Source organism: Rathayibacter sp. SD072, from assembly GCF_017355185.1.
Taxonomy (GTDB): Bacteria; Actinomycetota; Actinomycetes; order Actinomycetales; family Microbacteriaceae; genus Rathayibacter.
The window spans coordinates 81,131-95,442 of sequence record NZ_JADILJ010000008.1 but is presented as its reverse complement, the minus strand read 5'-3'; the positions used below and the strand labels follow the sequence as shown (position 1 = coordinate 95,442).

Below are 14,312 nucleotides of genomic sequence, written 5' to 3'. Positions count from 1 at the left end.
CAGCCGCATGGAGGCCGAGTGAGTTCGATGCATCGGCGCGGCCTCACTCTCTCCGACCGCCTCGCGGTCCCGCAGCTGCTCCGCGCCGTCGGTGCGGCGGCTCTCGCCGTCGCGCTCGTGGGGGTCGCGCCGCCGGTTCTCGCGACCACGCCCACGCCCGGTACAACCGCCTCGCCCCTGGCCGAGGAGCCCGCCGAGGGGATCGTGACCGCCACCGTCGGCGCCGCGGACGACGGAGTCCTGCTCCTGGGCCAGGACCTGCAGTTGTCGGTCTCGGTGCGCAACGGCACGACCGAGACGATCGACGGCGCCCGCATCGAGGTGACGATCGACTCCGACACTCTCGACTCGCGGGCCGAGCTCGCCGACTGGCTCGGGGGAGAGGACGACGACGCGGGCTCGCCCGTCGGCGACGGCGCCGACATCCGCCTGCTGCCGTCGAGCTCCGCGCAGGTACCGCTGACGGTGCCCGCGGCGGGCATCCCCTTCTCCTCCGATCCGAGCGCCCGGGGCACCCACGCCGTCGCCGTCACCGTGATCGGTCCGGGCGGCACGGTCGCCACGGCGCGCACGGCGGTCGAGCTGACCGACGGCGTGCCGTCCGGAGAGGAGACGGGCGTCGACGTCCTCGTCCCCCTCACCGTGCCCGGCAGCAGCGACGGCCTCATCCCCGCCGACGCGCTCCAGGACTACACGCAGTCCACCGGCACCCTGTCGCGCCAGCTCGACTCCGTCATCGGCCGCGGAGTCGCGATCGGGGTCGACCCGCGGATCCTCGCGTCGATCCGGATCCTCGGCGAATCGGCACCCGAGTCGGCCGTCTCGTGGCTCGACCGCCTGGAGGCCGCGCCCAACGAGGTGTTCCCCCTGGCCTACGCCGATGCGGACGTCGCGGCCCAGGCCCAGTCGGGCCTGTCGACGCTCCTCACCCCCACCTCGTTCGAGTACGGCATCGACGCCGCCCTCTTCGCCGAGCCCGCGACCACACCCGCTCCGGGAGCCACCCCCGAGCCGACGCCGACCGAGGCGCCCGCCGGCGAGGAGCTCGAGCCGCGTCCCACAGCGGAGTCGCTCCTCGACTTCCGCTGGTCGCCCACCGTCGGCAGCCTCGCCTGGCCCGACGATCTGACCGTCCGCGCCGAGGACCTCGGGGTCTATGCCACGAGCGGCATGAACCGCACCGTCGTGGCGTCGGCGAATCTCGAGCTCCCGTCCTCGACGGGGACCGCCACGCGCGCGGTCGTCGACGGGCACGACGTCGTCGTCAGCGACAGCACCCTCTCGACCGCCCTCGACGGGGCGGCGACGGCGACGACCGACGCGGAGTGGCGCGCGCACATGACAGCGCTCACCGTCGATCTCGCCCAGGTCCAGCGCGAAGGGGAGGTTCCCCGCGTCGTCCTCGCGCTCGAGCGCGGGGCGGCGGTCGACGGCGTCCGGCTCGCGCAGACGCTCGACGCTCTCGACCGGCTGCCCTGGGCCGAGGGCACCTCGCTCGGCGCCGCCCTCGCCGTCCCCGCGACCGACGACGTGGTCCTCGTCGACGCACCGGAGTCCGAGGAGCGTCTCGAGCGGGTCTCCGACCTCCTCACCGCCGCCTCCCGCGTCGAGGCCTTCTCGGCGGTGCTCACCGACCCGCAGCTGTTGAGCGGGAAGCGCCGCAACGACCTGCTCGCCCTCCTCGCCGTCGTCTGGCGCGAGGACGAGGCAGGCTGGGACGAGGCCGTCACCGGGAGCGTCGACATGGCCGACACGACGCTCGGCTCGGTCTCGATCGAGGCGACCAGCACCCTCCTCCAGGTCTCCCGCGACTCGAGCATCCCCGTGTACGTCCGCAACGACCTGCCGTGGCCCGTCTCGGTCGAGATCAGCGCCTCCACGTCGAACGCCGTGCTCGACATCGACGAGAGCTCGGTCGAGCCCACCGCCATCGACGGCCGCTCCCAGGGCCGGGTGCTCATCCCCGTGAAGGCCCGGGTCGGCAGTGGCGAGACGACGCTCCGGATGCAGCTCACCGCCCTCGACGGCACGCCGATCGGCGCCCCGGCGAGCGTCGGGACGAGCGTGAGGGCCGACTGGGAGACCGTCGGGACCCTCGTCCTGGGTCTCGTCCTCGTCGTGGTCTTCGGCGCCGGCATCCTCCGCAACATCCGCCGCCGCCGCCGTGGCGGCGCAGCTCCGGAGGAGGACGACGAGGACCCCAACGCCCCCCTCGCCGTCCAACCCGGCCTCGACGAACGAACGGACCCGCGTGGCTAGCTTCTCCCTCGGACGCGCGAGCGCCGTCCTCGCCTCCGGCACGATGGTCTCGCGCATCCTCGGCTTCGTCATGTCGCTGGTCTTCACCCAGACCATCGGACTCACGGGTCAGGGATCGGATGCGTTCACCGTCGCCAACGGGCTGCCCAACACGATCTACGCGATCCTCGCGGGCGGTGCTCTGAACGCCGTCCTGGTGCCGCAGATCGTGCGGGCGGGCCTGCAGGCCGACGGCGGGCGCAAGTACATCGACAAGCTCCTGACGCTCGCTCTTCTCGTGCTCGTCGCCGCGGCCGCCGTCGCCACGCTCGCGGCTCCGCTGCTCGTCCAGCTCGCCGCGGGGCAGTTCGGACCGGAGCAGACCCGGCTCGCGGTCACGTTCGCCTACTGGTGCCTCCCGCAGGTCTTCTTCTACGGGCTCTACACGATCCTCGGCGAGGTCCTGAACGCCCGCGGGTCCTTCGGTCCGTTCACCTGGACCCCGGTCGTCAACAACGTCGTGACCATCGCCGGCCTGATCGCCTTCCAGCAGCTGTTCGGATCGGACACCGAGGGCGATCTCCTCGCCACCGACTGGACTCCGGCGATGATCACGCTCCTCGCCGGCTCCGCGACCCTCGGAGTCGCACTGCAGGCGATCCTGCTGGTCTTCTTCTGGAAGCGGGTGGGGCTGCGCTACCGCCCCGACTTCCACTTCCGCGGCGTCGGGCTCAGCCGCGCGGGCCGCATCGCCGGCTGGACCTTCGCGACCCTCCTGCTGACCGTCGCCGTCGGATTCCTCGAGAACAACGTGGTCAGCGGCGCCTCCGGTGAGAACGCCTCCGCCACCGCCCTGCAGAAGGCCTGGCTGGTCTTCATGCTGCCGCACTCCATCGTCGCCGTGTCGATCGCGACGGCGTACTTCACCAAGATGAGCGGGCACGCCTCGCGCGGCGAGATGACCGACTTCCGCCGCGACGTCTCGACGTCGATCCGCGTGGTCGGCCTGCTGCTCTTCTTCTGCGCCGCCGCCCTCGTGGTCTGCGCCACCTCGTTCGCCAGGATGTTCTCCTCGGATCCCGGCGACACCTTCCAGATGGCCCAGATCATCACCGCCCACGTGGTCGTCCTCCCCCTTTTCTCCACGCTCGCGATCGTCCAGCGCGCGTTCTACGCCCTCAACGACGGTCGGACGCCGTTCTTCTACACGCTCGTGCAGGCGGTGGTGATCACCATCGGCTGCCTCCTCGCCTTCGGGCTCCCGCCGGAGTTCACGACGATCTTCGTCGCGTCCTCGATCTCGGTCGGAGTCGCCGTGCAGTCGCTGCTCGCCTGCGTCCTCCTCCGCCGCAAGCTCGGCGGCTGGGGCGGCACCCGGATCGTCTTCCGCTTCGCGCAGTTCACCCTCGCGACGCTCCCTGCGATCGGTGCGGGAGTGCTCGTCATGTTCGTCCTCGCGCAGAACGACGGCTACCCGACGAGCGGTGTGCTGGAGGCGCTCCTGTCGATGATCCTCACCGGCGTCGCGATGGCGGTCGTCTACTTCGGGATCCTCTGGGTCGTCCGCAACCCGGAGCTGCGCCTGATGGCCGCTCCCGTCCTCCGCCGCCTGGGCCGCTAGCCGCAGCGGAGAGGGGTCGCGGGGCCGCCGCCGAGCAGGTGCACGGCGCCGCGCCACGTGCAAGGGTGGAGGCGTCCGGCAGAGCCGCTCCTCCTCACCCGCCGATCCGGAAGGCGCGATGCGCTCCACCTTCGTCCTCGTCCGACTGCTCGTCGCCGTCGCGATCCTCGCGGCGACCGTCGTGAGCTTCCTCGACTCTTACTCCTTCTGGGTCGAGGCCCGGTTCCGCGACCGCGCGACCCTCGTCGTGAACTTCTTCAGCTACATCACGGTCGAGACCTGTCTGGCGGCGGCCGTCGTGCTCCTGATCGGAGCGGTCCTCCTCGCGCGGGATCGGCTCCCGGACCCGCGCTGGTTCTCGTGGCTGCGGGCGGGCGTGGTCGCCTGCATGGTGGTCATCGGAGTGGTCTACAACCTGCTCCTGCGCGGCACGGTGGTCACCGGTGCCGGCGCACCGCAGGAGTGGACGAACGAGGTGATGCACGTCGTCGCCCCGCTCGCGCTCGTGCTCGACTGGCTGTTCGCTCCGGGCCGCCGCCGGTTGTCCTGGGGAGTGATCCCGGGTGTCCTGGCGGTCCCGATCGCCTGGTTCGCCTACACGGTGCTGCGGGCCCCGCTCGTCTACGACCAGATGAAGCACGAGCAGGTCTGGTACCCGTACCCGTTCCTCGACCCCCGCCTGGCGGATCCGCCGATCCTCCCCGGGGGAGGCATCGCGGTGGTGTTCTACGTCGTCGCCCTGACGTCACTCTTCGCGGCCTCGGCCTGGTTCACCGTGTGGATCTCGCGTCGTCCGAGCCGCCGGCAGGGGCCGGCTGTGACGAGGAGAGAGGAAAACCAGGTCAGAGCTCGGATCGGTGGATCCGCGAAGAAGGGTCTCCCTCGACCCTGATCGGCGGCCGAGTGCCCGCCCGGGGGTGGAATAGCCCCCGCCTAGGATGTGTTGTAGCCCGTGGAGCCGGGAACGACCGAGCGACCGGATCCGGGCTCCGCAGGCGAGACCAACACGGTGCACCGCGCAGGCGGTGCACGACGAAGACCAGCAAGACGACGGCGCAGCACTTCGGGCGCCGTCCCCCGATCAGCCCCCGCTCAGCACAGACCTCAGGAGTTGCCGTGCAGGACATCGTCATCATCGGATCCGGCCCCGCCGGCTGGACCGCCGCCATCTACGCGGCCCGCGCCGACCTGAAGCCGATCGTGGTCGCCTCCTCGGTCGAGATCGGCGGCGACCTCATGAACACCACCGAGGTCGAGAACTTCCCCGGCTTCCCCCAGGGCATCCTCGGACCCGAGCTCATGGCCGCCATGCAGGCTCAGGCCGAGCGCTTCGGAGCGACGACGTTCTACGACGACGTCGCCGGGCTCGACCTCGAGGGAGAGACGAAGACGGTCCACCTCGGATCGGGTGAGAGCATCCAGGCGAAGACGGTCGTCGTCGCCACCGGCTCCGCCTACCGCAAGCTGGGCCTCCACGACGAGGAGCGCCTGTCGGGACACGGTGTCTCATGGTGCGCCACCTGCGACGGCTTCTTCTTCAAGGGCAAGACGATCGCGGTCGTGGGCGGAGGCGACTCCGCGATGGAGGAGGCGACCTTCCTCACCAAGTTCGCCGAGAAGGTCTACGTCATCCATCGCAAGGACACTCTCCGCGCGTCGAAGGTCATGCAGAAGCGCGCCCACGACAACGAGAAGATCGAGTTCGTCTGGAACTCCGAGGTGACCGGCATCGCCGGCGAGAGCCACGTCAACGGCGTGAAGCTGCGCAACACGGTCGACGGCACCGAGTCGCGACTCGACATCGACGGGCTCTTCATCGCGATCGGCAACGACCCGCGGACCCACATCGTCCACGGGAAGCTCGACCTGACGACCGACGGCACCATCTCGGTCGTCGGCCGCTCCTCGCAGACCTCCGTTCCCGGCGTCTTCGCCGCGGGCGACGTCATCGACCCGACCTACCGTCAGGCCGTCACCGCCGCCGCCTCCGGAACGGTCGCCGCCCTCGACGCGGAGCACTACCTCGCCGCGCTCGCCGACGGCACCGCCCACACCGAGGGCACCCCCCAGGTCGACGCATCGGTCGAAGCCGAACTCGTCACCCGCTGACCCACCCCATCACCACGAGTGGAACCGGCTCGTCCGGCTCACGAAGGAGAATCCCTATGTCCACCGCGAAGAGCGTCACCGACGCCTCGTTCCAGTCCGACGTCCTCGACTCCGAGAAGACCGTCCTCGTCGACTTCTGGGCCGAGTGGTGCGGCCCCTGCCGCATGGTCTCGCCGATCCTCGACCAGATCTCGGCCGAGCACGGCGACAAGATCGAGATCGTCAAGCTGAACGTCGACGAGAACCCGCAGACCGCGGCCAAGTACCAGATCACGTCGATCCCCGCGATGAAGGTCTACCAGAAGGGTGAGGTCGTCAAGACCGTCATCGGCGCCAAGCCGAAGCCGGCCCTCGAGGCCGACCTCGCCGCCTTCCTCTGATCATTCCCGATCGGATCGCCGAAGCCCTCGTCTCCTCCGGGAGACGGGGGCTTCGTGCCGTTCGAGAGCGTTTCACGTGAAACACCGGACGGTCCACCCGCACCGGAGTGGAGCCGCCGTGACCTGACCCGCCGTCGGACCTCCCGGATAGGGTGGATCAACCCCGGCCTCCGCACCGGACTCCCCGCCCGACGACCGAAGCGACGTGATCGTGATCAACCACGGAACCACTCTCGACCCCTGGTACGACTCCTACGCGGAGCGCACAGCCGGCCTCGCCGCCAGCGAGGTCCGAGCACTGTTCGCTGTGGCATCCCGACCCGAGGTCGTCTCGCTCGCGGGCGGCATGCCGTACGTCGCCGCACTCCCGCAGGATCTCGTCAGCAGTGCCATCGACTCCGTCATGCGCGAGCAGGGCCCGGTCGCGCTGCAGTACGGATCGGGCCAGGGGGTGCCGAAGCTGCGCGAGCAGATCCTCGAGGTCATGGCGCTCGAGGGCATCTCGGCCGGCGCGGACGACGTGGTCGTCATGACCGGATCGCAGCACGCCCTCGAGCTCTTCTCGAAGATCTTCCTCGATCCCGGCGATGTCGTCCTGTCCGAGGGACCCAGCTATGTGACCGCCATGGTGATCTTCCGGTCCTATCAGGCCGAGATCGAGCACGTCGCCATGGACGAGCACGGCCTGATCCCCGCGGCCCTGCGGGAGCACATCGCTCGCGTGCGTTCCTCCGGCAAGCGGATCAAGTTCCTGTACACGATCCCCACCTTCCACAATCCCGCGGGTGTCACCCTCAGCTGGAAGCGACGGGTCGAGATCCTCGAGATCTGCAAGAGCGAGGAGATCCTCGTCCTCGAGGACAACCCGTACGGACTCCTGTACTTCGACGGGGCGCCACCCAAAGCGATGCGGTCGCTCGAGGAGGACGGCGTCGTCTACCTGGGGACCTTCTCGAAGACCCTCGCCCCCGGCTTCCGAGTCGGTTGGGCCCTCGCGCCGCACGCCATCCGCGAGCGTCTGATCCTCGCGAACGAGGCCGCGGTACTCAGTCCCTCGTCGTTCAGTCAACTGGTCATCTCGAAGTACCTCGACTCCGCGGACTGGAAGGGTCAGATCGACATCTTCCGGGGCGTGTACCGGGAGCGCAAGGAAGCGATGCTGCGCGGACTCGAGACCCACCTGCCGTCTCTCACCTGGACGGATCCGAGCGGCGGCTTCTACGTCTGGGTGACGCTTCCCGAGGGGCTCGACTCGAAGGCCATGCTGCCCCGCGCCGTGAAGGAGCTCGTGGCTTACACACCCGGTACCGCTTTCTACGGGAACGGAGACGGACGCGGCAACATCCGACTCTCCTTCTGCTACCCGACGCCGGACCGTATCACCGAAGGGATCAAGCGGCTCGCCAAGGTCATCGACGGCGAACTCGACCTCCTCACGACGTTCGCCGGCACGGGGGCTCTGCGGACCGTCGACGCCGGCCGTCCGGCGCACACCCTTCCTCCGAGCGTCGCGTGACGATGCCCGTCCGCCTCGCGATCCCGAAAAAGGCCTGGTCATGACCGATTTCTCCATCGGCTCCCGCGCACTCGACATCGTCGTGGTCAGCGGAGGCATCAGCCACGAGCGGGACGTCTCGCTCCGCTCCGGGCGCCGCGTCAGAGATCGGCTCGTCGCCATGGGCCACCGTGTCGTGACGCGCGAGCCCGACGCCGAGCTGCTGCCGTTCCTCGTCTCCCGCCGACCAGATCTCGTTTGGCCGGCCGTCCACGGGGCCAGCGGAGAAGATGGAGCCCTGCTGGGGCTTCTCGAGGCTGCAGGCCTGCCCTACGTCGGGTCCGACGCGGACTCCGCCCGACTCGCCTGGTTCAAGCCCACCGCGAAGACCCTGGTGCGTCGTTCCGGACTCGCCACGCCGGACTCACTCACGCTCCCCCGCGACACCTTCCGCGAACTCGGCGCAGCGGCGATCCTCTCCCAGGTCCGGGCGATGCTGCCCGACGCCCTCGTGGTCAAGCCCGCACAAGGCGGGTCCGCACAGGGGGTGACCCTCGTCGACGAGGACTCCGAACTCCCCCAAGCCATGGTTGCGGCGTACACCTACGGAGATGTCGTCCTCATCGAGCAGCGCATCCACGGCACGGAGGTCGCTGTCGGTGTCATCGATCTCGGAGACGGGCCCCTCGCGCTTCCGCCAGTCGAGATCGAGCCCGTCACAGGCTCCTACACGTTCGACGCCCGGTACAACGCCGGCGAGACACGGTTCTTCACGCCGGCTCGGCTCGACGCCTCGACGACCGCCGAAGTCTCCCGTGCCGCAGTGCAGATCCACGAACTGCTCGGCCTGCGTCATCTCTCCCGCATCGACTTCGTCGTCGCTGAAGACGGCACCCCCTGGTTCTTCGATGCAAACGTACTGCCCGGGATGACCGAGACCTCCCTCGTCCCTCAGGCCATCGAGGCGTCGGGCCGATTCCTCGGCGACGTCTACTCGACGCTTGCACATCTCGCTGCTGCGCCGACCACTTCGCGCGACTGAGCGCCCTTCGAGCTGTGATCCCCGGTGCCGATGTTTCACGTGAAACGGTACCTCAACCGGGCATACTTCGTGTGCGAATTGGGACAGCCGCGGCGCTCTATTGTTTCACGTGAAACATTGGTCTGGCGATGGCTCCCGAGCGTCCTAGTCGGGAACCACGAAACATCCTCCAGATCGCTTGTGTGCAACCGCGGACCGCTGTGCACCGTCCGATGTGAGGGAGGAGCCGATCGGTCAAGGCGCCATGAGGCCGATCCATTGCAGATCTCGGGATGCGCTGCATCTATCCGAACGTTTCACGTGAAACGGAGATGAAGGAGTCTCTCACCAGCTTGGCGCGGAAGCCTTATAGGATCCGCGCACGCGGGAGCTCCCTTCAACGAGGCGTCGGCTCTGTGAGCAAGCCTCTCTGACGCATCGGGCGAATCTGCTCAGAGCAAAGAAAAGCCCCGGCGGGGGAGACCACCGGGGCGTTTCACGTGAAACATCAGAGAGCTACGGGGCAAGAGACACTTCGGACGGCTCGCCGATCTCGGCCAGAATGCGGTTCAAGTCCTGAATAGTGGCGAAGTCGATGACCATCTGGCCTTTGCGAGCCCCCAGAGTCACCTTCACGCGAGTGTTCAGGCGATCCCCGAGGTGATCCGCGATCGAGCTGAGGTGTCCAGCGTGTCCCCCGCGCTCCTCGGGCAACTCCCGGACCGACGTCCGCGGCTTCTTCATCTGCGCGGCCGCAGCCTCCGCGGCCCGCACCGACAGGTCTTCGTTCACGATCTTGTCCGCGAGCCGGCGCATCTGATCGACATCCTCGAGCGACAGCACCGCACGAGCGTGTCCCGCGGTGAGCACTCCGGCAGCCACCCGCGCCTGCACATCCGCAGGCAGGCGGAGCAACCGGAGCGTGTTCGAGATCTGCGGGCGGGATCGCCCGAGCCGGGACGCGAGCGCCTCCTGCGTGATCCCGAAGTCACTGAGGAGCTGCTGGTAGGCCGACGCCTCCTCGAGGGGGTTCAGCTCCGCCCTGTGCAGATTCTCGAGCAGAGCATCCCGGAGCATGTTCTCGTCCGCGGTGTCCTTGATGACGGCCGGGATCGTCGTCAGTCCTGCCGCCTTCGACGCACGGAACCGACGCTCCCCCATGACGAGCTCGAACTTCGCACCACCGCGGCCCGACACCGGACGCACGACGATCGGCTGCAGCACCCCGAACTCGCGGACACTGTGGACCAGCTCGGCGAGATCGTCCTGGTCGAAGACCGCACGGGGCTGCGCAGCATTCGGCACGATGTCCTCGAGGGGGAGTCGTGCCAACCGCGCACCGGGGACATCCAGCAGATCGTCGGCCGGCTCCACGCCGAGGTTCTGGTCCGGGAAGAAGACGTCGACGGGTCGCGACCGCGTCTCGTCGCTGGTCGGGATCAGCGAGCCGATTCCACGGCCCAGTCCTGTGCGCTTCGTCGCCATCAGCGTGCCTGCCCTTCGTTCTCGGTGGTAGCGGCCTTCCGTGCACCTCGGCGTGCGATCTCCGCAGCTGCCTCCAGGTAGGCCAGCGAGCCGGAGGACTGCGGGTCGTACGTGATCACGCTCTGCCCGTAGCTCGGCGCCTCCGAGATGCGCACATTCCGGGGGATGACCGCCCTCAGCACCTCCTTCGGGAAGTGCTCGCGCACGTCTGCGGCGACCTGGTGCGAGAGGTTGGTTCTGCCGTCGAACATGGTCAGCAGGATCGTCGAGACCGCGAGGTTGGGATTGAGGTGACGCTCGATCAGGTCGATGTTCTTCAACAGCTGACTGAGACCCTCGAGTGCGTAGTACTCGCACTGGATCGGGATCAGCACCTCTCGGGCGGCGACGAAGGCGTTGATCGTCAGGAGCCCCAGCGACGGCGGGCAGTCGATGAACACGTAGTCGAACGGCTCGTCCATGCCCTCGAGCATCCGATCGAGCGCTCGACGGAGGCGCTGCTCGCGCGCCACGAGGGACACGAGCTCGATCTCGGCGCCGGCGAGATGGATCGTCGCCGGAACGCCGTACAGAGAATCGAACTCCGGGCTCTTCTGGACCACCTCGGCCAGCGGGGTGTCGTTCACGATGACGTCGTAGACGCTGCGCGTGTCCGCGCGGTGCTCGATGCCCAGCGCAGTCGATGCATTGCCCTGGGGATCGAGGTCGATGACGAGAACCTTGGCGTCACCGCGCGCCAGCCCCGCCGCCAGGTTGACGGTGGTCGTCGTCTTGCCGACCCCGCCCTTCTGGTTCGAGATCGTGATCACCCTGGTCGACTCCGGCTTCGGCAGAGGCTGTGCGTTGAGCAGCGCTCGTCGACGGGTCATATCGGCGATCTCGCGGGCCAGGGGAGTGGAGGAGTCGAAACCCCCGGCCTGTCCGGTCACGTCGGAATCGGGTCGTTTCACGTGAAACCTTCGCTCAGCAGATGGATCAGGGCGGGTGCCACCGAGGCCGGGAGTCGAGGATCCGAGACGGATCGCGCGCGACAGGGCCGGATCAACCCACTGTAGCCCGGACCACGCGCGTGACCTCGGAGAGCACGCCGTCGCCGAGCACGACGACCTCGGGCGTCGCGACCTTGAACCGTCGGAGCACCTTCTCGGCCGCCAGGATCTCCTTCTCGGCGTTGATCCCCTTGAGGAGCACGAGCTCGCCACCCGGTCGCAGCAGCGGCGCTGTGAGAGGGATGAGCTTCGAGAGAGCGCTGACGGCGCGTGCCGTCACCTGATCGAGCGGTTCCGGAAGGCGGACCTCCTCGGCCCGGGCACGCAGAACCGAGACATTCTCGAGTTCGAGCACCTCGACCTGCTCGCGGAGCCAGAGGATGCGCCGCTCCATCGGTTCGATCAGCACGAAGCGCACGTCCGGCCGCACGATGCCCAGGACGAGGCCGGGAAGACCCGCACCACTACCGACGTCACCCACCAGCCCCGGACGCAGCAGAGGCGCCACCAGGGCGCTGTTGAGCACGTGCCGGGTCCAGAGGCGGGGAAGCTCCAGCGGGCCGATGAGGCCGCGCTCCTCGCCCTGCGCGGCGAGCGACTGAGTGAACCGGCGCAGGACCGGCAGTCGGTCGCCGGCGATCGCGGCTGCCGCGGCGGGTTCGGCCTCGAGGGTCGGCTCCACGGGTCTCAGCCGCGGGTGATGACGGTGTGGCGCTCGCGCGCCTCGCCGCGCGACTCCGACACGAAGCCGCGCTCGCCCACCATGTCGTGCACCAGCTTGCGCTCGTAGGAGGACATCGGAGGCAGGGACGCCGACGTCGCGCCCTCCTCGATGCGCTCGATCGCCCGGTCGACGAGCTGCGCGAGCTCGGTCTCGCGGGCATCGCGCGAGCCGCCGATGTCGAGGATGAGGCGCGAGAAGGCACCGGTGCGGGTCTGCACTGCGAGGCGGGTCAGTTCCTGGAGGGCCTGAACGGCATCGGGGCGCGACAGCACGCGGAGGTTGGAATCTCCGGACGCGGTGACGGACAGGTAGGCGCGGCCGTTCCGCACCTCGATGTCGATGTCGCCGTCGAGGTCGCAGATGTCGAGGAACTCCTCGATGTAGTCCGCAGCGACGTCGCCCTCGTCCTCGAGCTGCTTGAGGGTCGACTCCGGAGCCGGCGCGGCGCTCTCGCCGGCGGGCACGATCGTGGACTCGTCCACGGCGGGTGCACCGTCGAACGACGGTGCCTGCGCGGGGACGGCGGTGGTCTGCGTCGAGTCGGTCATGACGGTCCTACTTCTTTCCGGCTTGCTTCTTGGCGCGGTTCTTTCCGACGGGCTGCTGGCGCTGAACGGCCTTCTTCTCGACGAGCGTGGTCTCGCCGGCGACGTTCGTCTCCTCGACGAGCTTGCCCTTGCGGCGCAGGCGCTCCTCGCGGGCCTTGGCGGCCTCGCTGCCCGGGGTGGGCATGTTCCGGATGACGATGAACTGCTGGACCATCGTCCAGATGTTCGAGGTCAGCCAGTAGAACATCACGCCGAGGGGGAACGCGAAGCCCGAGAAGGCGAACACGAGGGGGAGGATGTACAGCAGGATCCGCTGCTGCTTGAAGGTCGGCGAGGCCTTGGCCTCGGGCGACATGTTCTTCGAGACGATCTGCAGCTGCGTGATGAACTGCGAGGCGGTCATCAGGACCACCATGATGACGGCGATCACGACGACGAGCTCCTGGCCGCCCTCCTGGAGGGCGCCCTGGATCGACTGGTGCAGGGGCGCGATGCCGAAGAGGTTCGCCTCGCCGAACTGGCGGGCGAGGGCCGCATCGAGGGGTCCGACGCCCCGCTCGCTCCGCTGAGCGTCGTTCAGCACAGAGAAGAGGCTGAAGAAGATCGGCATCTGGATCAGCAGCGGCAGGCAGGAGGCGAGCGGGTTGGTGCCCGTGCGCTTGTAGAGCTCCATGGTCTCGCGCGACATCGCCTCGCGGGAGAGCTGGTCGCGCTTGCCCTTGTACTTGTCCTGGATCTTCTTGAGCTGCGGCGCCACCTCCATCATGCGGCGCTGGCTCTTGATCTGCTTCACGAAGATCGGGATCAGAGCGGCACGGATGACGAGGACGAGGCCCACGATCGACAGCACCCAGGTGATGCCGGCCGCCGCCTCCAGACCGGTCAGCGTCAGCAGCTGATGGAAGGCGACGAGGATCAGCTCGACGACCCATTTGAGGGGCCAGAGGATCGTGCCAAGGAGGTCCATGGGAGGGGGTCAGTCCTTTCGAGGGCCCGCGACGAACCCGAGACGCGTCACAGCGAATCGGATGCGACCCGGAGCCGGCCGGTGCAGAGGGATCGAGGTCGGTACGTCATCGACGCCGCCGGCCGCCCACGGGTGGCAGCGGAGGAGTCGACGCGCAGCGAGGACGGAGCCGAGTACGAGTCCGTGGAGCTGGACGGCCTGCAGCGCGTACGAGGAGCACGAGGGGTAGTAGCGGCAGACGTCGCCGTACAGAGGGGAGACGACGGTTCGGTAGACCAGCAGGAGCAGGATCCCGAGATTGCGGGGGAGGAGGAGCAGGCCCCAGCCCAGTCGCGCCGGCCAGGAGAGCGGTCGGTCGACGACGGCAGTGGTCACGAGCGGACCTCGGACGACCGACCGGAGCGCGAGTTCCGCGACATCGCGCCCACGACCTCCCGGCGGAGATCCGCCCACGGAGCCGTCGCGCTGCTGGGCAGCGCGCGGATCACGACGTCGGTCCCGTGCTCGGTCTGCGCCACCAGCTCGAACGCGATCGCCTTCAGGCGCCGGCGCACGGTGTTGCGCGTCACGGCCGATCCGACGGTCTTGGCCACGATGAAACCGAATCGCGGGGGAGTCGCCGAAGACGACCTCCGGACATACGTGACGGTGTGCGGTCCTGTGGACCGCACACCGCGACGGACGACTGCCCGGTACTCGTCACCTCGGACGATGCGATGGGCTCTGGCCAGCACC

The 14,312-nt window shown here is 68.7% G+C and carries 14 protein-coding genes; 7 read left to right on the top strand and 7 right to left on the bottom strand.

Translation table 11 applies throughout. The features are described from left to right. Positions 1-27 precede the first annotated feature (27 nt). The 7 genes from IOC53_RS05350 to IOC53_RS05320 all read left to right on the top strand — a co-directional run bounded on the left by IOC53_RS05350 (position 28) and on the right by IOC53_RS05320 (position 8,885). Positions 28-2,259, top strand: a complete 2,232-nt coding sequence (locus tag IOC53_RS05350) for a DUF6049 family protein (RefSeq protein WP_242682967.1) — start codon at positions 28-30, stop codon at positions 2,257-2,259. Beyond that, positions 2,252-3,859, top strand: a complete 1,608-nt coding sequence (murJ, locus tag IOC53_RS05345; RefSeq protein ID WP_307786074.1) for a murein biosynthesis integral membrane protein MurJ — start codon at positions 2,252-2,254, stop codon at positions 3,857-3,859. The genes IOC53_RS05350 and murJ overlap by 8 nt, the downstream gene beginning before the upstream one ends. Before the next feature lie 118 nt (positions 3,860-3,977). Continuing rightward, complete coding sequence (locus IOC53_RS05340; RefSeq protein WP_207403325.1) at positions 3,978-4,751, top strand: Pr6Pr family membrane protein; 774 nt, start codon at positions 3,978-3,980, stop codon at positions 4,749-4,751. Between the two features lie 224 nt (positions 4,752-4,975). Then, the gene (gene trxB / locus IOC53_RS05335) at positions 4,976-5,968 is read left to right on the top strand and encodes a thioredoxin-disulfide reductase (RefSeq protein WP_207403324.1); all 993 of its coding nucleotides are present in this window, start codon (positions 4,976-4,978) and stop codon (positions 5,966-5,968) included. 56 nt (positions 5,969-6,024) lie between these two features. Next, on the top strand, positions 6,025-6,348 hold the full coding sequence (gene trxA, locus IOC53_RS05330; RefSeq protein WP_055784535.1) for a thioredoxin: 324 nt from the start codon (positions 6,025-6,027) through the stop codon (positions 6,346-6,348). A gap of 214 nt (positions 6,349-6,562) precedes the next feature. Beyond that, the gene (locus IOC53_RS05325; protein ID WP_207403349.1) at positions 6,563-7,864 is read left to right on the top strand and encodes a PLP-dependent aminotransferase family protein; all 1,302 of its coding nucleotides are present in this window, start codon (positions 6,563-6,565) and stop codon (positions 7,862-7,864) included. Between the two features lie 40 nt (positions 7,865-7,904). Further along, a complete protein-coding gene (locus tag IOC53_RS05320) occupies positions 7,905-8,885 on the top strand; it encodes an ATP-grasp domain-containing protein (RefSeq protein ID WP_207403323.1) in 981 nt (326 codons plus the stop codon). Positions 8,886-9,380: 495 nt separating this feature from the next. Here IOC53_RS05320 and IOC53_RS05315 read toward each other — a convergent pair whose 3' ends face one another. The 7 genes from IOC53_RS05315 to rnpA form a co-directional block, all read right to left on the bottom strand. Next, on the bottom strand, positions 9,381-10,349 hold the full coding sequence (locus IOC53_RS05315) for a ParB/RepB/Spo0J family partition protein (RefSeq protein WP_207403322.1): 969 nt from the start codon (positions 10,347-10,349) through the stop codon (positions 9,381-9,383). After that, complete coding sequence (locus IOC53_RS05310; RefSeq protein WP_307786073.1) at positions 10,349-11,299, bottom strand: ParA family protein; 951 nt, start codon at positions 11,297-11,299, stop codon at positions 10,349-10,351. The genes IOC53_RS05315 and IOC53_RS05310 overlap by 1 nt, the downstream gene beginning before the upstream one ends. Positions 11,300-11,390: 91 nt before the next feature. Beyond that, positions 11,391-12,029: a 16S rRNA (guanine(527)-N(7))-methyltransferase RsmG gene (gene rsmG / locus IOC53_RS05305; protein ID WP_374070315.1), complete on the bottom strand. Its 639-nt coding sequence runs from the start codon at positions 12,027-12,029 to the stop codon at positions 11,391-11,393. Further along, positions 12,026-12,610 (bottom strand): R3H domain-containing nucleic acid-binding protein, encoded by a 585-nt coding sequence (locus IOC53_RS05300; protein WP_207403320.1) that lies wholly within the window; start codon positions 12,608-12,610, stop codon positions 12,026-12,028. Before IOC53_RS05300 ends, rsmG begins: the two co-directional genes overlap by 4 nt. A 7-nt stretch (positions 12,611-12,617) precedes the next feature. Beyond that, positions 12,618-13,577: a membrane protein insertase YidC gene (gene yidC / locus IOC53_RS05295; RefSeq protein WP_207403319.1), complete on the bottom strand. Its 960-nt coding sequence runs from the start codon at positions 13,575-13,577 to the stop codon at positions 12,618-12,620. Positions 13,578-13,586: 9 nt separating this feature from the next. Continuing rightward, on the bottom strand, positions 13,587-13,952 hold the full coding sequence (gene yidD, locus IOC53_RS05290) for a membrane protein insertion efficiency factor YidD (RefSeq protein WP_207403318.1): 366 nt from the start codon (positions 13,950-13,952) through the stop codon (positions 13,587-13,589). Continuing rightward, complete coding sequence (gene rnpA, locus IOC53_RS05285) at positions 13,949-14,311, bottom strand: ribonuclease P protein component (protein ID WP_207403317.1); 363 nt, start codon at positions 14,309-14,311, stop codon at positions 13,949-13,951. Before rnpA ends, yidD begins: the two co-directional genes overlap by 4 nt. Position 14,312 lies beyond the last annotated feature (1 nt).